General features: G+C 36.4%; 14 protein-coding genes and 4 tRNA genes. All 18 read left to right on the forward strand.

Going from position 1 to position 17,418, the window contains the following annotated elements:
* Window positions 1-77: 77 nt before the first annotated feature.
* Window positions 78-965, forward strand: coding sequence for a ComEA family DNA-binding protein (locus OLM61_RS12520; RefSeq protein WP_264523005.1), 888 nt, complete (start codon window positions 78-80; stop codon window positions 963-965).
* Window positions 966-982: 17 nt separating this feature from the next.
* Window positions 983-2,125, forward strand: coding sequence for an acyl-CoA dehydrogenase family protein (locus OLM61_RS12525; protein WP_264523006.1), 1,143 nt, complete (start codon window positions 983-985; stop codon window positions 2,123-2,125).
* A gap of 178 nt (window positions 2,126-2,303) precedes the next feature.
* Entirely contained in the window at window positions 2,304-2,498 is a 195-nt protein-coding gene (rpsU, locus tag OLM61_RS12530) for a 30S ribosomal protein S21 (protein ID WP_035684969.1), read from the forward strand.
* Window positions 2,499-2,635: 137 nt separating this feature from the next.
* The gene (locus tag OLM61_RS12535; protein WP_264523007.1) at window positions 2,636-3,532 is read left to right on the forward strand and encodes a tyrosine-type recombinase/integrase; all 897 of its coding nucleotides are present in this window, start codon (window positions 2,636-2,638) and stop codon (window positions 3,530-3,532) included.
* Window positions 3,533-3,563: 31 nt separating this feature from the next.
* Window positions 3,564-3,866, forward strand: coding sequence for a ribosome hibernation-promoting factor, HPF/YfiA family (gene hpf, locus OLM61_RS12540; protein WP_264523008.1), 303 nt, complete (start codon window positions 3,564-3,566; stop codon window positions 3,864-3,866).
* A 90-nt stretch (window positions 3,867-3,956) separates the two neighbouring features.
* A tRNA-Thr gene (locus OLM61_RS12545) sits at window positions 3,957-4,030 on the forward strand.
* Window positions 4,031-4,152: 122 nt separating this feature from the next.
* A tRNA-Tyr gene (locus tag OLM61_RS12550) sits at window positions 4,153-4,233 on the forward strand.
* 82 nt (window positions 4,234-4,315) lie between these two features.
* Window positions 4,316-4,387 (forward strand) — tRNA-Thr (locus OLM61_RS12555).
* Window positions 4,388-4,442: 55 nt separating this feature from the next.
* Window positions 4,443-5,630, forward strand: coding sequence for an elongation factor Tu (gene tuf, locus OLM61_RS12560; protein ID WP_007807448.1), 1,188 nt, complete (start codon window positions 4,443-4,445; stop codon window positions 5,628-5,630).
* 61 nt (window positions 5,631-5,691) lie between these two features.
* A tRNA-Trp gene (locus tag OLM61_RS12565) sits at window positions 5,692-5,762 on the forward strand.
* A gap of 18 nt (window positions 5,763-5,780) precedes the next feature.
* Window positions 5,781-5,978: a preprotein translocase subunit SecE gene (secE, locus tag OLM61_RS12570; RefSeq protein ID WP_008466927.1), complete on the forward strand. Its 198-nt coding sequence runs from the start codon at window positions 5,781-5,783 to the stop codon at window positions 5,976-5,978.
* A 10-nt stretch (window positions 5,979-5,988) separates the two neighbouring features.
* Window positions 5,989-6,540: a transcription termination/antitermination protein NusG gene (gene nusG / locus OLM61_RS12575; protein WP_173964703.1), complete on the forward strand. Its 552-nt coding sequence runs from the start codon at window positions 5,989-5,991 to the stop codon at window positions 6,538-6,540.
* 67 nt (window positions 6,541-6,607) lie between these two features.
* Complete coding sequence (gene rplK / locus OLM61_RS12580; protein WP_026713295.1) at window positions 6,608-7,045, forward strand: 50S ribosomal protein L11; 438 nt, start codon at window positions 6,608-6,610, stop codon at window positions 7,043-7,045.
* A 13-nt stretch (window positions 7,046-7,058) separates the two neighbouring features.
* Window positions 7,059-7,748, forward strand: a complete 690-nt coding sequence (gene rplA, locus OLM61_RS12585; protein WP_017496725.1) for a 50S ribosomal protein L1 — start codon at window positions 7,059-7,061, stop codon at window positions 7,746-7,748.
* Between the two features lie 22 nt (window positions 7,749-7,770).
* Entirely contained in the window at window positions 7,771-8,274 is a 504-nt protein-coding gene (gene rplJ / locus OLM61_RS12590) for a 50S ribosomal protein L10 (protein WP_029273446.1), read from the forward strand.
* 92 nt (window positions 8,275-8,366) lie between these two features.
* Window positions 8,367-8,738, forward strand: a complete 372-nt coding sequence (rplL, locus tag OLM61_RS12595; protein ID WP_007807437.1) for a 50S ribosomal protein L7/L12 — start codon at window positions 8,367-8,369, stop codon at window positions 8,736-8,738.
* Window positions 8,739-9,002: 264 nt separating this feature from the next.
* Complete coding sequence (gene rpoB, locus OLM61_RS12600; RefSeq protein ID WP_264523009.1) at window positions 9,003-12,815, forward strand: DNA-directed RNA polymerase subunit beta; 3,813 nt, start codon at window positions 9,003-9,005, stop codon at window positions 12,813-12,815.
* A gap of 288 nt (window positions 12,816-13,103) precedes the next feature.
* A complete protein-coding gene (gene rpoC / locus OLM61_RS12605; protein WP_264523010.1) occupies window positions 13,104-17,411 on the forward strand; it encodes a DNA-directed RNA polymerase subunit beta' in 4,308 nt (1,435 codons plus the stop codon).
* The last annotated feature ends 7 nt before the right edge of the window (window positions 17,412-17,418 follow it).

The raw sequence follows: 17,418 nt of genomic DNA on the forward strand, positions 1-17,418 counted from the left end.
CTTGTTAATTTTCTTACTAAATCAACGGTTTTTCTCTATTTTAGTGCACTATTTAAGAAAGAAAAAGTTCGAATAAAATGAGTTTAAAAGATTTTGCAGTCTATTTTAGGTTTACAAAAGAGCAGCGGAAAGGAATTTTTTTGCTTTTTGTAATTATAGTGATTTTGCAGACCGTTTATTTTTTTGTTGACTTTAGCCCGGCGGATAAAATCTTTCCCGAAGAAAAACAATGGATCTCGTTGCAGTCCGAAATCGATTCTTTAAAACATTTAAAATCCGGTGAGCAAAGAAAGGTGTATCTTTTTAATCCAAATTTCATTACCGATTATAAAGGCTATAAACTTGGGATGTCAGTTCAGGAGATTGATCGATTGCTGGCTTTTAGAAAAGCGAACAGATATGTGAACTCAGCAATAGAATTTCAGGCTGTCACAAAAATTTCAGATTCGTTACTACGTGTCATCTCTCCTTTGTTTAAATTTCCCGATTGGGTTGGAAGTAAAGCAAAGCCTAAAATCGAAAGAAAAGAGTTTGTGCAGGAATTTGTTTCTAAAAAAGAAAAAATTATAGTTCAGGATATCAATACGGCAACCCGGGAAGATCTTGTTCGGCTCTATGGTATTGGTGATGCTTTATCTTTAAGGATATTAAAACAACGAGAGGTTTTGGGATGTTTTGTTTCGATGGAGCAAATGAATGAGGTGTGGGGTCTTTCGCCTGAAGTTGTCAATGAACTAAGTTTGTATTATAAAGCTGTAATACCTTCTTCTTTTAAAAGAATAGCTGTAAATGATGCGTCTTTGAAAGAATTGGCAAAGTTTCCGTATTTCAGATATGCGTTGGCTAAAGAAATTGTAACGTATCGAAGCATGAATGGAAAAATTAATAATATTGAGGATTTATCAAAAATTAAAGATTTTCCTATTGAAAAAGCAAAAATAATTAGTTTATATTTGGAGTTCTAAAAAAAAACAGAATTACAATGAACTTTGAATATAACGAAACGCAGTTGATGATTGCGCAGTCAATAAAAGAATTTGCGGAGAAAAATATCAGACCCAATGTGATGGAATGGGATGAATCTCAGGTTTTTCCGGTTTCCCTGTTTAAACAACTGGGAGAAATGGGGTATATGGGAGTTTTGGTTCCCGAAGAATACGGAGGTTCCGGTTTAGGATACCACGAATATATTACCGTTGTAGAAGAAATTGCAAAAGTTGATCCTTCAATTGGTTTATCGGTTGCGGCTCATAATTCATTATGCACCAACCATATTTTGACTTTTGGAAACGAAGAACAAAAGAAAAAATGGTTGCCAAAATTAGCCACAGCCGAATATATTGGAGCGTGGGGATTAACAGAGCACAATACCGGATCGGATGCAGGAGGAATGAACACTACAGCTGTTAAAGACGGTGACGAATGGATTGTAAATGGAGCTAAGAACTTCATCACGCATGCTATTTCAGGTGATATTGCCGTAGTAATTGTTCGTACTGGTGAAAAAGGAGATTCAAAAGGAATGACGGCTTTTGTTTTTGAGAAAGGAATGAAAGGATTTAGTTCAGGAAAGAAAGAAAATAAACTAGGAATGCGTGCCAGTGAAACGGCAGAATTGGTTTTTGATAGCTGCCGTGTTCCGGATGCAAACAGACTAGGAGAAGTAGGACAGGGGTTTGTTCAGGCCATGAAAATATTAGATGGAGGGCGAATTTCAATTGGAGCCTTATCTTTAGGAATTGCAAAAGGTGCTTATGAAGCCGCTTTGAAATATTCAAAAGAAAGATACCAATTTGGTCAGCCGATTAGTAATTTTCAGGGAATCTCTTTCAAATTGGCGGATATGGCTACTGAAATTGAGGCGTCGGAATTGCTACTGCATAAAGCTGCTTTCTTAAAACAACAGCATAAACCGGTTACCACACTTGGGGCTATGGCCAAGATGTTTGCTTCAGAAGCGTGTGTGAAGATCGCCAATGAGGCCGTTCAGATTCACGGAGGTTATGGGTATACCAAAGATTTTCCGGTAGAGAAGTTTTACAGAGATTCTAAATTGTGTACGATCGGAGAAGGAACAACTGAAATTCAAAAAGTGGTTATTTCGAGAAACTTACTTAAAGAGTAGATTTTGTGAAATGTGAATTGTGAAAAGTAAAATGCGAGATATGGGTTATTAATTAACACAGTATACATGCTACATTTCACATCTTACATCTCACATTAAAAAAAAATCACATTTTATGGCTCGTAATTCATAATTAATATATACTTTTGCAGCCTTAACGAGAGGAGGTGTCAATATTATGTTAATTATACCAATTAAAGACGGAGAAAATATCGATAGAGCATTAAAGCGCTATAAAAGAAAATTTGATAAAACAGGAACTGTTCGTCAATTAAGAGCACGTACTGCTTTTATTAAGCCTTCTGTAATCAAAAGAGCTCAAATTCAAAAAGCGGCTTACATCCAAAACTTGAGAGACAGTTTAGAGAGTTAGTAGTAGCTTTTCAAAAATAATTACCGTTAGTCATCAAAAAATTATAACTTTGATGCTAACGGTTTTTTTTGTGTTTAAAATTTACTGTTTTATGTCTGGTTTTTGCAGTTGTAATAGTGTTGTAGTCTTGTGTTTTTATGAAATCAAATAAAGAGGCGTTTCGTGAGTATTTGGAGCTGGAGAAAAAGTATTCGGCACATACTGTTGTGGCTTATCTGAACGACATCTCGTCTTTTGAGGAGTTTAATCAGACTGCTTTTGATCAGGATGCAATCGAGCAGGTGAGTTACGGTCAGATTAGGAGTTGGATTGTTTCTTTGGTGGATGGAGGAGTTTCTAATGTTTCGGTCAATCGAAAAATGGCATCTTTGAAGTCGTTTTATGAATTTCTTTTAAAAACAAAGCAAATTGAAGTGAGTCCGATGCTAAAGCATAAAGCATTAAAGACGCCTAAAATTATTCAGATACCTTTTTCTGAAAAAGAACTAACGGATTTGATGTTGGAGGTTGGTAATCCTTGCGGGTTCGAAGAAATCCGTGACAGACTTATTGTAGATCTTTTTTATGCTACAGGAATGCGAAGAGCGGAGTTGATTCATTTGATGAAATATAATGTTGATCTGTCTTCGGGGGTGCTTAAGGTTTTAGGGAAGCGAAATAAGGAACGTGTTATTCCGATATTGCCAATAATTGCAGAGCAGTTGAATTTGTATTTAAGGGAAAGAGCATTGATTGAAAAGATAGTTGATGAGGATTATTTTTTTATTTCGGGCAAAGGGTTAAAATTGAGTGAATCTTTTGTGTATCGATTAATAAATTCTTACTTTAGTAAAGTCTCTGAAAAGGTAAAAAAGAGTCCGCATGTGCTTCGGCATACTTTTGCGACACACTTATTAAATAACGGAGCAGATTTAAATTCAGTTAAGGAATTATTGGGGCATTCGAGTTTGGCGTCTACACAAGTCTATACTCATAATAGTTTAGCGGAACTTAAAAAAGTATATACAAATGCGCATCCGAGAAACAAACAGTAATTCTGAAATGTTTAACCCTAAAATTTGTATTATGAAGGTAGATGTTCATGCAGTTAACTTTGCTGTTGACAGAAAATTGGTAGATTTTATTCAGGAGAGAATGGATAAATTGGAAAAATATTATGATCGTGTTGTTTCGGCGGATGTTTTCTTAAAAGTAGAGAGAACAAGTGACAAGGAGAATAAAGCAGTAGAGATTAAGATTAATGTACCGGGGGATGATTTTTTGGTTAAAAAGCAGTGTAAAACATTCGAAGAGGCGGTCGAACTTTCGGCTGAATCACTAGAGAGGTTACTTGTAAAAAGGAAAGAAAAAATAAGAGCACATATATAATTGAAATTTTTTTCAAAAAATGTTTTGATTAAAAGATAAAATGGCTACATTTGCAGTCCGTTAGAAATAGCGGACTTTTTTAATGCAATTGCCGATGTAGCTCAGCTGGCTAGAGCAGCTGATTTGTAATCAGCAGGTCGTGGGTTCGAGTCCCTCTATCGGCTCAAAAATATTTCAAATGCGATTTGAAATTGTTCTTTAAAATTATTGAAAAAAAGTAATTATGATTAAGGAAGAGATTCTGGAGTTAGATCTAAAATCACAAATCTGAAATCATACGTTATTCGGGGAGATACTCAAGCGGCCAACGAGGGCAGACTGTAAATCTGCTGTGTGAACTTCGCAGGTTCGAATCCTGCTCTCCCCACAAATAAAGAAGTAGTTAAGATTTTGAGCTATGATTTTCAGGTGTTTAGCTTGAAAATTAAATTCAAAAGTCAGAACTCTCTGCCGACTTAGCTCAGGGGTAGAGTGCTTCCTTGGTAAGGAAGAGGTCACGGGTTCAATTCCCGTAGTTGGCTCAAGTAAGTAGGAAATTGAAAATTAATATATAACTAAGATTAAAAATTAAGTAAAATGGCAAAGGAGAATTTTAATCGTTCCAAACCGCACTTAAACATAGGTACAATTGGACACGTGGATCACGGAAAAACTACATTAACTGCAGCAATTACAAAAGTATTGTCTGATGCTGGTTACTGTCAAGCAAAATCGTTTGATCAAATCGATAACGCTCCAGAGGAGAAAGAAAGAGGTATTACTATTAATACATCACACGTAGAGTATGAAACAGCTAACCGTCACTACGCTCACGTTGACTGTCCAGGTCACGCGGATTACGTAAAGAACATGGTTACTGGAGCAGCTCAAATGGACGGAGCTATCTTAGTAGTTGCTGCTACAGATGGTCCAATGCCACAAACTCGTGAGCACATCCTTTTAGGTCGTCAGGTTGGTATTCCAAGAATCGTTGTTTTCATGAACAAAGTGGATATGGTTGATGATGCTGAGTTGTTAGAGCTTGTTGAGATGGAAATTAGAGATTTATTATCTTTCTACGAATATGATGGAGATAATGGTCCTGTAGTTCAAGGTTCTGCTTTAGGAGGATTGAATAATGATCCTGCTTGGGTACCAAAAATCATTGAATTAATGGAAGCTGTTGATGCTTGGATCGAAGAGCCAGTGCGTGACGTAGCAAAACCATTCTTGATGCCGGTTGAAGACGTATTTACAATTACTGGTCGTGGAACTGTTGCTACAGGTCGTATCGAAACAGGTATTGCTAATACAGGAGATCCAGTTGAAATCATTGGTATGGGAGCTGATAAATTAACTTCTACTATTACAGGAGTTGAGATGTTCCGTAAAATCCTTGATAGAGGTGAAGCTGGAGATAACGTAGGTTTATTGTTAAGAGGTATTGATAAAGAATCTATCAAAAGAGGAATGGTTATCATTAAGCCAGGATCAGTAAAACCACACGCTACTTTCAAAGCTGAGGTGTATATCTTGAAAAAAGAAGAAGGTGGGCGTCACACTCCATTCCACAATAACTACCGTCCACAGTTCTACGTACGTACAACTGACGTAACAGGAGTTATTACTTTACCAGAAGGAGTAGAGATGGTAATGCCAGGAGATAACTTGACTATCAATGTTTCTTTATTAAGCCCAATCGCAATGAGCGTAGGTTTACGTTTCGCTATCCGTGAAGGTGGTAGAACTGTAGGAGCAGGTCAGGTGACTGAAATCGTAGGATAATCCTATAAAAATTATAAAAAAGCCAGTTGATTTTCTTAACTGAAGTCACTGGCTTTTAATTACGGGCGTAGTTCAAGGGTAGAATAGCGGTCTCCAAAACCGTTGATGGGGGTTCGAATCCCTCCGCCCGTGCAATAAAAAATATATCAAATGACAAAAGTTACTAATTATTTATCAGAGGCTTTCGAAGAGTTAAAGTCAAATGTTACTTGGCCTGCTTGGGCTGAGGTTCAAAAATTGACAATTGTTGTGGCTGTATTTTCGATCTTATTCGCTTTGGCAACATGGGGAGTAGACGAATTTTTTGCAAAAGCTTTGGCTGGATTTTTTAACTGGTTAAAAGGATAATTTTTTTGTGATGGCAGATAATAATGTGAAAAAATGGTACGTGGTTAGAGCTGTAAGCGGACAGGAAAACAAAGTCAAAGCTTACATCGAAACCGAGATTGCCAGATTAGGTATGGGCGATTATGTTTCCCAAGTTTTGGTACCTACAGAAAAAGTAGTTACTGTAAAAGAAGGAAAGAAAATGTCTAAGGATAAAGTTTATTTCCCTGGATATGTTATGATCGAAGCCAATTTGGTTGGTGAGATACCTCATATTATTAAGTCTATTACTAGTGTAATTGGATTTTTAGGTGAGATCAAAGGTGGAGAACCTGTTCCTTTGAGACTTTCTGAAGTAAATAGAATGTTAGGTAAAGTAGATGAGCTGGCTGTAAATACAGATACTCGTTCTATTCCTTTCAGCCTTGGTGAAACGGTTAAAGTGATCGATGGTCCTTTCAACGGATTTAACGGTTCGGTTGAAAAAATCAATGAAGAAAAGCGTAAACTTGAAGTAATGGTTAAGATTTTCGGAAGAAAAACACCATTAGAATTGAGCTTTATGCAAGTTGAAAAAGTATAATTTTTTGTTACATATATAATATCCATTGTAATCGCTTCCATTGATTGCAGTGTTAAATTTTTTAAAAATGGCTAAAGAAATTAGTAAGGTAGTTAAACTACAAGTTAAGGGAGGTGCTGCGAACCCGTCGCCACCGGTTGGACCTGCTTTAGGAGCTGCTGGGGTAAACATCATGGAGTTCTGTAAGCAATTTAATGCTAGAACTCAGGATAAACCTGGCAAAATATGCCCAGTGCAAATCACTGTGTATAAAGACAAATCATTTGATTTTGTCGTTAAGACTCCTCCAGCAGCGGTTCAGTTAATGGAAGCTGCAAAGCTAAAATCTGGTTCTGGTGAGCCTAATCGTAAAAAAGTAGCTAGTGTTACTTGGGAACAAATTAGAGCAATTGCTGAAGACAAAATGCCTGACTTAAACGCTTTTACAGTAGAAAAAGCAATGAGTATGGTTGCTGGAACAGCTAGATCTATGGGTATAACCGTATCAGGAGATGCTCCTTTTTAATTAAGAAAAAGACATGGCAAAATTAACAAAAAAGCAAAAAGAGGCTGCTTCAAAAATTGAAAAGAACAAACTATATTCTCTTAAAGATGCTGCGGCATTATTAAAAGTAGTTGCTTCTGCAAAATTTGATGAGTCTGTTGATATCGCAGTTCGTTTGGGTGTAGATCCAAGAAAAGCGAATCAAATGGTTAGAGGTGTAGTTACATTACCTCACGGAACAGGTAAAGATGTTAAAGTATTAGCATTAGTTACTCCAGATAAAGAAGCGGAAGCTAAAGAAGCTGGTGCAGACTATGTTGGTCTTGATGACTATTTACAAAAAATTAAAGACGGTTGGACAGATGTTGATGTGATCATCACTATGCCAGCAGTTATGGGTAAATTAGGTCCATTAGGTCGTATTTTAGGACCTAGAGGTTTAATGCCAAACCCTAAAACAGGTACTGTAACTATGGATGTTGCAAAAGCTGTTGCAGAGGTTAAAGCTGGTAAAATTGACTTTAAAGTTGATAAAACTGGTATCGTTCACGCAGGAATTGGTAAAGTTTCTTTTGGAGCTGAGCAAATTGTTGACAACGCACACGAAATTATTCAAACATTAATAAAACTTAAACCAACTGCTGCTAAAGGTACCTACATTAAAGGTATTCACCTTACAAGCACTATGAGTCCTGCTATTGCATTAGACCCAAAAGCAGTATAATTGGTAGTTAAAAATTTTTAGTATGACTAGAGAAGAAAAATCAATCGCGATTGAAAATTTAACTGCGCAGTTAGCTGGTACAAATATCATTTATGTATCTGATATTTCTGGTTTAAACGCAGAAACAACTTCAAACTTAAGAAGAGCTTGTTTTAAAGCAGGTATCAAATTAGAAGTTGTAAAGAACACTTTGCTTGCAAAAGCAATGGAAGCTTCTGCTAATGATTATGGTGATTTACCTACAGTTTTAACTGGTAATAGTGCTATCTTCATTTCTGATGTAGCTAATGCTCCTGGAAAAATTATCAAAGATTTCCGTAAGAAATCTGATAAACCAGTTTTAAAAGGTGCTTACATCAATTCTGAAGTATACATTGGAGATAACCAATTAGAGGCATTAGCAACTATTAAGTCTAAAGAAGAACTTCTTGGAGAGCTTATCGGATTGTTACAATCTCCAGCTCAAAGAATTATTTCAGCTTTACAAAACAAATTCGCTGGTAGCGAAGAAGAAGCTGAGGCTTAATAATTATAGTGAGGAACTTGTTTTCCTTGCTGCTTAAATAGCGCACAATAAACAAAATATAATTTTACAAATCATTTTAAACGATAGAAAAAATGGCAGATTTGAAACAATTCGCAGAACAATTAGTTAACTTAACAGTTAAAGAAGTTAACGAATTAGCAACAATATTAAAAGACGAGTATGGTATCGAGCCTGCTGCTGCAGCTGTAGTAGTTGCTGCTGGTGGTGGAGAAGGTGCTGCTGAAGAAGCACAAACTGAATTTACAGTTGTATTAAAAGAAGCTGGTGCTTCTAAATTAGCAGTTGTAAAATTAGTAAAAGAACTTACAGGTTTAGGTCTTAAAGAAGCTAAAGATGTAGTTGACGGTGCTCCAAGTAACGTTAAAGAAGGTGTTTCTAAAGAAGAGGCTGAAGGTCTTAAAAAATCATTAGAAGAAGCTGGAGCTGTTGTTGAGTTAAAATAACAAAACACAGTTTAGAACTAGGTTTAGACCTTGGGTGGAATCATCCAAGGGTCTAAACCATTTTTCGTATAATAAAATATATCAAGTTTTATTATCAAATAGTTTAAAATACGAAAAAGTTTTTGATCAGTACGAAGAAAAAAAATTAAACCAACTTTAAGGTTTATTTTTAAAGATGTATTGATTATAATAAGAAAGTATAGATTAAACAGTGTGTTTTTACACAAAAAAATTACTTTTTTTTAATCAAAATTTTGTCCATTGATGATAACAAATCAGACTGAAAGATTGAATTTTGCCTCTACAAAAAATATTCCTGACTATCCGGATTTTCTAGATGTTCAGGTTAAATCTTTTAAAGATTTTTTTCAACTAGAAACTAAATCTGACGAAAGAGGCAACGAAGGGTTGTACAACACCTTCATGGAAAACTTTCCAATCACAGATACAAGAAACAACTTTGTATTGGAATTCCTAGATTATTTTGTTGATCCACCACGTTATACAATTCAAGAATGTATAGAGAGAGGTCTTACTTATAGTGTGCCTTTAAAAGCTAGGTTGAAACTATACTGTACAGATCCAGAACACGAAGATTTTGAAACTATTGTACAGGATGTTTATCTTGGAACAATACCTTATATGACTCCAAGTGGTACTTTTGTAATCAATGGTGCCGAGCGTGTAGTAGTATCTCAGCTACACCGTTCTCCTGGGGTTTTCTTTGGACAATCATTCCACGCAAATGGAACAAAACTTTATTCTGCCAGAGTAATTCCTTTTAAAGGATCCTGGATAGAATTTTCTACAGATATTAACAGCGTTATGTACGCCTATATCGATAGAAAGAAAAAATTACCAGTTACTACTTTATTCCGTGCAATCGGGTTTGAAAGAGATAAGGACATCCTTGAAATTTTTGACTTAGCAGAGGAAATTAAAGTTTCTAAAACAGGTATTAAAAAGTATATCGGAAGAAGACTTGCTGCACGTGTACTAAACACATGGCATGAGGATTTCGTAGATGAAGATACCGGAGAGGTAGTTTCTATCGAACGTAACGAAATCATCCTTGATCGTGATACAATTATCGACAAAGATAATGTTGAAGAAATCATCGATTCTAACGTTAAATCTATTTTGTTACACAAAGAGGATAATAACCAGGCAGATTATGCTATTATCCACAACACGTTACAAAAAGATCCAACAAACTCTGAAAAAGAAGCTGTTGAGCATATCTACAGACAATTGCGTAATGCAGAACCGCCTGATGAAGAAACTGCTCGTGGTATTATAGATAAATTGTTCTTCTCTGATCAACGTTATAACTTAGGTGAAGTTGGTCGTTACAGAATGAACAAAAAATTAGATTTAGATATCCCTATGGACAAGCAAGTGCTTACCAAAGAAGATATCATTACAATCGTAAAATATTTGATCGAATTGATTAACTCTAAAGCAGAGATTGATGATATTGATCACTTATCAAACCGTCGTGTTAGAACAGTTGGAGAACAATTGTCTCAACAATTCGGTGTTGGTTTGGCACGTATGGCGAGAACTATTCGTGAGAGAATGAACGTTAGAGATAACGAGGTGTTTACACCAATTGATTTGATTAATGCTAAAACATTATCATCAGTTATCAACTCTTTCTTTGGTACGAACCAGTTGTCTCAATTTATGGATCAAACGAATCCATTAGCGGAGATTACACACAAAAGAAGACTTTCTGCACTTGGACCAGGTGGACTTTCGAGAGAGAGAGCTGGTTTCGAGGTTCGTGACGTTCACTATACACACTATGGTCGTTTATGTCCGATTGAAACTCCAGAGGGACCAAACATTGGTTTGATTTCATCTCTTGGTGTTTATGCAAAAGTAAACGGAATGGGTTTCATCGAAACACCTTACCGTAAAGTAACTAATGGTGTAGTTGATTTAGAAAGTACTCCAATTTACTTAAGTGCTGAAGAAGAAGAAGGTAAAATGATTGCTCAGGCAAACATTGAAATGGATGAAACTGGTAAAATTACAGCTAGCAATGTTATTGCTCGTGAGGAGGGTGACTTCCCGGTTGTTGAGCCATCTGTAGTTCATTATACAGACGTTGCGCCTAATCAGATTGCATCGATTTCTGCGTCATTGATTCCTTTCTTGGAGCATGATGATGCGAACCGTGCGTTGATGGGATCAAACATGATGCGTCAGGCGGTTCCTTTGATCCGTCCGGAAGCACCAATTGTAGGTACAGGTTTAGAGCGTCAGGTAGCTTCAGATTCAAGAGTATTAATCAATGCTGAAGGGCATGGAACTGTTGAATATGTTGATGCAAATATCATTACTATCAAATACGATCGTACAGAAGACGAGAGAATGGTTAGTTTTGATGCTGATGAGAAAACATACAACCTCATTAAATTTAGAAAAACCAATCAGGGAACAAGTATTAACCTGAAACCAATCGTAAGAAAAGGTGACAGAGTTATTCCTGGACAAGTATTGTCAGAAGGTTATGCTACTCAAAATGGAGAATTAGCTTTAGGTAGAAACTTAAAAGTTGCGTTCATGCCATGGAAAGGGTACAACTTCGAGGATGCAATTGTAATTTCTGAAAAAGTAGTTCGTGATGATATTTTTACTTCTATCCACGTTGATGATTATTCATTAGAGGTTAGAGATACGAAGTTAGGAAACGAAGAGTTAACAAACGATATTCCTAACGTTTCTGAAGAAGCTACTAAAGATTTAGATGAAAACGGTATGATCAGAATTGGAGCAGAGGTTAAACCTGGCGACATTTTGATTGGAAAAATTACACCAAAAGGAGAATCAGATCCTACTCCGGAAGAGAAATTGCTTCGTGCAATCTTCGGGGATAAAGCAGGTGATGTAAAAGATGCTTCATTAAAAGCTTCTCCATCTTTACACGGTGTAGTTCTTGACAAAAAATTATTTGCAAGAGCCGTAAAAGATAAACGTAAACGTACTCAGGATAAAGATGCTTTAGGCGCTTTAGAAATGGAGTTTGAAACTAAATTTGTTGAATTAAAAGACAGATTGGTAGAGAAATTATTCCTGATCGTTAACGGAAAAACATCTCAGGGTGTAATGAATGATTTGGGTGAAGAAGTTTTACCAAAAGGTAAAAAATATACTCAAAAAATGCTTTACGCAGTGGAAGATTTTGCTCACTTAAGCAAAGGTCAATGGGTTGCTGATGACGCTACTAATAAAATGGTGAATGATTTAATTCATAACTATAAAATTAAGCTAAACGACTTACAAGGATCTTTAAGAAGAGAAAAATTCACTATTACAGTTGGAGATGAATTACCATCTGGAATCTTGAAATTAGCGAAAATTTATATCGCTAAAAAACGTAAACTGAAAGTAGGGGATAAAATGGCAGGACGTCACGGTAACAAAGGTATTGTTGCTAGAATCGTTCGTCATGAAGATATGCCTTTCCTTGAAGACGGAACACCGGTAGATATCGTATTGAATCCACTTGGGGTACCTTCACGTATGAACATTGGTCAGATTTATGAGACGGTTCTTGGATGGGCTGGTATGAACTTGGGTAGAAAATTTGCTACTCCAATTTTTGACGGTGCTTCTCTTGACCAGATCAACGCTTTGACTGATGAGGCTAACGTACCACGTTTTGGACATACCTATCTTTATGATGGTGGAACTGGTGAGCGTTTTGCACAAAAAGCAACTGTGGGTGTAATTTACATGCTTAAATTAGGACACATGGTTGATGATAAGATGCACGCACGTTCTATCGGACCATACTCATTGATTACGCAACAACCACTTGGAGGTAAGGCTCAATTTGGAGGTCAGCGTTTTGGAGAGATGGAGGTTTGGGCACTTGAGGCTTATGGAGCATCAAGTACGCTACGTGAAATCTTAACGGTTAAATCTGATGACGTTATTGGTAGAGCTAAAACTTACGAAGCTATCGTTAAGGGAGAAACTATGCCAGAACCAGGTTTACCAGAATCATTCAATGTATTAATGCACGAATTGAAAGGTCTAGGTTTAGATCTTCGTTTGGAAGAATAATAAAAGTTTTCAGTTACAGTCTCAGCATTCAGTTTACACTGAAAACTGAGACTGTTCACTGTTACTAATAGTATTAAAGTTTTTAAGATTTATACCCGTAACCCGTTCCGATTTTTTATAACAATGCAAGGCATTTTATAACTAGCACTTCAAATTTAAGTTTGAGGTTTAGAGAAGTAAACCGAGGTAAGCGCGATGATTTAACTCTTTTGAAGGTAACTTTTAAAAGATGGAGATTATGAAATCTAAAATCAATTTTTAAACAGCAGTAAATCAATAGTAAAAACTATGATGAATAATAGAAACAATAAAGATAAGAATCCAGTAAAAAGATTTAACAAAATTTCTATTGGATTGGCTTCACCAGAATCTATCCTGAAAGAATCAAGAGGAGAGGTTTTAAAGCCGGAAACAATTAACTACAGAACTCACAAGCCAGAGCGTGATGGACTTTTCTGCGAAAGAATCTTCGGACCTGTTAAGGATTTTGAGTGTGCTTGTGGAAAATATAAAAGAATTCGTTACAAAGGTATCATCTGTGACCGTTGTGGTGTTGAAGTTACTGAGAAAAAAGTACGTCGTGACAGAGTAGGACACATCAACCTTGTTGTGCCTATCGCTCACATCTGGTATTTCCGTTCTCTTCCAAACAAAATTGGTTATATCCTTGGTCTTCCATCTAAGAAATTAGATATGATCATTTACTACGAAAGATACGTAGTAATCCAGGCTGGTATTGCTAAAAATGCAGATGGAGAATCACTACAAAGATTAGATTTCTTAACTGAAGAAGAATATTTGAACATTTTAGATACTCTTCCACAGGAAAACCAATATTTAGATGATTTAGATCCAAATAAATTTGTTGCCAAAATGGGAGCAGAGTGTATTATGGATTTATTAGCTCGTATCGACTTAGATGCTTTATCTTATGAATTAAGACACAGCGCTAACAACGAAACTTCTAAGCAACGTAAAACGGAAGCTTTAAAAAGATTACAAGTTGTTGAGTCTTTCCGTGAGTCTAACTTAAACCGCGAAAACCGTCCTGAATGGATGATTATGAAAGTGGTTCCTGTTATTCCACCAGAATTACGTCCGCTTGTGCCACTTGATGGAGGTCGTTTTGCAACTTCAGATTTGAACGACTTATACCGTCGTGTAATCATCCGTAACAACCGTTTGAAAAGATTAATGGAGATTAAAGCTCCTGAAGTAATCTTAAGAAACGAAAAACGTATGTTACAGGAATCTGTAGATTCATTATTTGACAACACGCGTAAAGCTTCTGCTGTTAAAACAGAATCTAACAGACCATTAAAATCATTATCTGATTCCTTAAAAGGTAAGCAAGGACGTTTCCGTCAAAACTTACTTGGAAAACGTGTGGATTATTCTGCTCGTTCGGTAATTGTTGTTGGTCCTGAGTTAAAATTATTCGAATGTGGATTGCCAAAAGATATGGCATCTGAATTATACAAACCTTTCGTTATCCGTAAATTGATTGAGAGAGGTATTGTAAAAACAGTAAAATCTGCTAAGAAAATCATAGACAAAAAAGAGCCGGTAGTTTGGGATATTCTTGAAAACGTAATTAAAGGACACCCAGTATTACTGAACCGTGCTCCTACTTTGCACAGACTTGGTATTCAGGCTTTCCAGCCAAAATTAATTGAAGGAAAAGCGATTCAGTTACACCCATTAGTATGTACGGCATTCAACGCCGATTTCGATGGGGATCAGATGGCGGTTCACTTACCTTTAGGACCAGAGGCTATTTTAGAGGCACAATTATTAATGTTGGCTTCTCACAATATCCTTAACCCTGCAAATGGTGCTCCAATTACGGTACCTTCTCAGGACATGGTTTTGGGTCTATACTATATGACCAAAGAGCGTATTTCTACAGAAGATCACATTATTTTAGGTCAGGATTTGACTTTCTATTCTGCTGAAGAAGTAAACATTGCATTAAACGAAGGAAGATTAGAATTGAATGCTCGTGTGAAAATTAGAGCAAAAGATTTTAATGAGGCTGGAGAATTAGTGTACCAGATTATTCAAACAACTGCGGGACGTGTATTATTTAACGAAGTAGTACCTGAAGCAGCCGGATATATCAATGACGTATTGACTAAGAAAAACCTTAGAGATATTATCGGACACATTTTAAGTGTGACTGATGTACCTACAACGGCAGCTTTCTTGGACAATATGAAAGATATGGGTTATAAATTCGCATTTAGAGGAGGTTTATCATTCTCTCTTGGTGATATTAGAATCCCGGAACAAAAAACTAAGTTAATTGCAGATGCCAGAGAACAAGTTGAAGGTATCTCAACTAACTATAACATGGGTCTTATTACCAATAACGAGCGTTACAACCAGGTTATTGACGTATGGACTTCTGCGAATGCTCAGTTAACAGAATTAGCAATGAAAAATATTAGAGAAGACCAACAAGGTTTCAACTCTGTATATATGATGCTTGACTCTGGGGCGAGGGGTTCTAAGGAGCAGATTCGTCAGTTAACAGGTATGCGTGGTTTGATGGCTAAGCCTAAAAAATCTACTGCCGGTGGTGGTGAGATTATTGAAAACCCGATTCTTTCTAACTTTAAGGAAGGTCTTTCGATTCTTGAGTACTTTATTTCTACTCACGGTGCTCGTAAAGGTCTTGCGGATACGGCTCTTAAAACGGCCGATGCTGGTTACTTAACAAGAAGGCTTCATGACGTATCTCAGGATGTTATTGTAAACATCGAAGACTGTGGTACTTTAAGAGGTGTTGAAGTTTCTGCATTGAAGAAAAATGAGGAAATTGTTGAATCTTTAGGAGAAAGAATTTTAGGACGTGTTGCATTGCAAGATGTTATTAATCCTCTTACGAATGAAGTTCTGGTTCAATCCGGACAACAAATTACTGAAGCAATCATGAGAGTTATCGAAGCTTCTCCGATTGAAAGAGTAGAAGTTAGATCTCCATTAACTTGTGAGGCTTTAAAAGGTATTTGTGCTAAATGTTACGGTAGAAACTTAGCTACCGGAAAAATGACACAAAGAGGTGAAGCTGTCGGAGTTATTGCAGCTCAGTCTATTGGAGAGCCAGGTACACAGTTAACACTTCGTACGTTCCACGTTGGAGGGGTTGCTGGAGGTATTTCTGAAGAATCTAGTATTGTTACAAGATTCAACGGTAGACTTGAGATTGAAGATTTAAAAACAGTTAAAGGTGAGGACAGTGAAGGTAATGCGGTTGATATCGTAGTATCACGTTCAACAGAATTAAAATTAGTTGACGAGAAAACTGGAATCGTTTTAAATACACACAACATTCCTTACGGATCTAGTATCTTTGTTAAGGATGGTGAAGTAGTTACTAAAGGATCTGTGATCTGTAAGTGGGATCCATATAATGGTGTAATTGTTTCTGAATTTACAGGTAAGATTGCTTACGAAGATTTAGAGCAAGGACAATCATACATGGTTGAAATCGATGAGCAAACAGGATTCCAGGAAAAAGTAATTTCTGAGGCAAGAAACAAAAAATTAATCCCAACTTTATTGGTTTACGGTAAAGAAGGTGAATTGATTCGTTCTTACAACTTACCAGTAGGTGCACACTTAATGGTTGAAAACGGTGAGAAAATTAAAGCAGGTAAAGTATTGGTTAAAATTCCACGTCGTTCTTCTAAAGCGGGAGATATTACAGGAGGTTTACCAAGAATTACCGAGTTGCTTGAGGCTCGTAACCCTTCAAACCCTGCAGTTGTATCTGAAATTGATGGTGTTGTTTCTTTTGGAAAAATCAAAAGAGGTAACCGTGAGATCGTTATCGAATCTAAATTTGGTGAAATTAAAAAGTATTTAGTTAAACTTTCAAGCCAAATCTTAGTACAGGAAAATGACTTTGTAAGAGCAGGAGTACCATTGTCTGACGGTGCAATTACACCGGATGATATTTTAAGAATTCAAGGACCGGCTGCTGTTCAACAGTACTTGGTAAATGAAATTCAAGAGGTATACCGTTTACAAGGGGTAAAAATTAATGACAAGCACTTTGAGGTAGTTATTCGTCAAATGATGCGTAAAGTAAGAGTTCAGGATCCGGGAGATACATTATTCCTGGAAGATCAATTGATTCACACCAAAGATTTCATCGTTCAAAACGATAAATTATACGGTATGAAAGTAGTTGAAGATGCCGGAGACTCTGCTGTACTAAAACCAGGTCAGATTATTACACCTCGTGATTTACGTGATGAGAACTCATTGCTAAAACGAAATGATAAAAATCTGGTTGTAGCCAGAGATGTAATTACTGCAACTGCAACACCAGTTTTACAAGGTATTACAAGAGCTTCGCTACAAACTAAATCATTCATCTCTGCTGCTTCCTTCCAGGAAACAACAAAAGTACTTAACGAAGCTGCTGTAGCTGGTAAAGTAGATGATTTAGAAGGATTGAAAGAAAATGTAATTGTTGGACACAGAATTCCTGCGGGAACTGGTATGAGAGAATACGATAACACTATCGTAGGATCTAAAGACGATTACAATGAAATGATGGCTAATAAAGAAGAATATATTTATTAATTTAGGA

Source organism: Flavobacterium sp. N502536 (assembly GCF_025947345.1).
GTDB lineage: Bacteria > Bacteroidota > Bacteroidia > Flavobacteriales > Flavobacteriaceae > Flavobacterium.